Source organism: Nocardia sp. NPDC059228, assembly GCF_042754245.1.
In the GTDB taxonomy this organism is placed as follows: Bacteria; Actinomycetota; Actinomycetes; order Mycobacteriales; family Mycobacteriaceae; genus Nocardia.
On sequence record NZ_JBHZAL010000172.1, the window covers coordinates 1 to 1,075 of the forward strand.

The 1,075-nt window shown below is 69.0% G+C and carries 3 protein-coding genes; all 3 read right to left on the reverse strand.

The window, feature by feature from the left end; all coding sequences use genetic code 11:
* Positions 1-247, reverse strand: a 247-nt coding sequence (locus tag ACFXKA_RS43260) for a hypothetical protein (protein ID WP_379431951.1), incomplete at its 3' end; no start/stop codon positions are given.
* Between the two features lie 114 nt (positions 248-361).
* Positions 362-574, reverse strand: a complete 213-nt coding sequence (locus ACFXKA_RS43265) for a hypothetical protein (RefSeq protein ID WP_066954755.1) — start codon at positions 572-574, stop codon at positions 362-364.
* On the reverse strand, positions 571-1,075 hold a 505-nt coding region (locus ACFXKA_RS43270; protein ID WP_379431952.1), incomplete at its 5' end, for a hypothetical protein. The genes ACFXKA_RS43270 and ACFXKA_RS43265, both read right to left, overlap by 4 nt.

A 1,075-nucleotide genomic window follows, 5' to 3' on the forward strand; every position in this document is an offset into this window, starting at 1 on the left:
GGCGGGGACAGGACGTGGGCAGGTGGGGGGCGATCTCCGCCTCGCGGCGCTGTGCTGAGACCTGCGCATGATCACTCGCGATGCCCTTCACGAAAACGCTGCCGCTCTCTGTCTCCAGGACGGAGGCGACGCCGGAGTTCATGCCGCCGGTCATGGCCACCGCCTGATGCACGGGGCCGGTCTTGTCAGTGACAGCCTGGCGGACGTCGGCTGGGAGCTGAGCGAAGGGAATGCGAGACATGGACACGCGCGGTTCCTCATGGGGCTCGGAGACAAGGGAGTGCCGCCCCGGCCAGGGTATGACCGGGGCGGCACTCATGGGGCGCATACACGAGCGGTGCGGTGCCCGCCTGCGGTGTATCTAGTACGGCTGGTCGTCGCCGGCCGAGCAGCTGCACTCGGCCCCCTCGGCGGCCTCGTCCAGGTCGGTGATGATCTGGACCTCGTCGTCGCGGATGGCCCCAGCCGGCAGTGGCACGGGCAGGGTGCCGGTTGCACCATCGGTGGGGCGCCGTCCGATGGTGAGCAGCACCGGTTCGCGCGGCGGGGTGACGGTTGTGGTGGGTGGGGTCATGATCCGTAGCCTCCGTGTTGGCAGTAGAGCTCTCGTCGGTCCCCCGCCTCCTGGTAGAGCTTGGCCAGCGGCCGACAGGTACGGCAGGTGCCGACCTTCGTGCAGCCGGAGCATCCACCGGTGCGGAGCTGTAGGGACTCGGCGATGGCACCGAGCCGGGTGAGGGCGGCGACGCCCTCGGTCACGAGGTTCACGCTCGGGTCGCGGCCGACCTTGCAAACGGACACGATGCCGTGTGGGTTGACGTGGAAGAACGTCCGGCCGGCATTGCAGCCGGTGAAGACGCTCCGGGCCTTGATGTGGCCGTCGGCCTGCGTCGCCAGCGGGTTCGCCTCGCCGTCGATCGTCGGCGACATGTTCGTGAAGACCTGGTGCGGGAAGCTGTAGCGCGCGCACAGAGCCACCATCGCGTCGAGTTCGTGAGCGTTGTCGTCCGACACGATCACGTTCAGCCGTACCGGCAGCCGGTCCTGGTGGGCGGCGTCCAGGCCCCGGATGAAC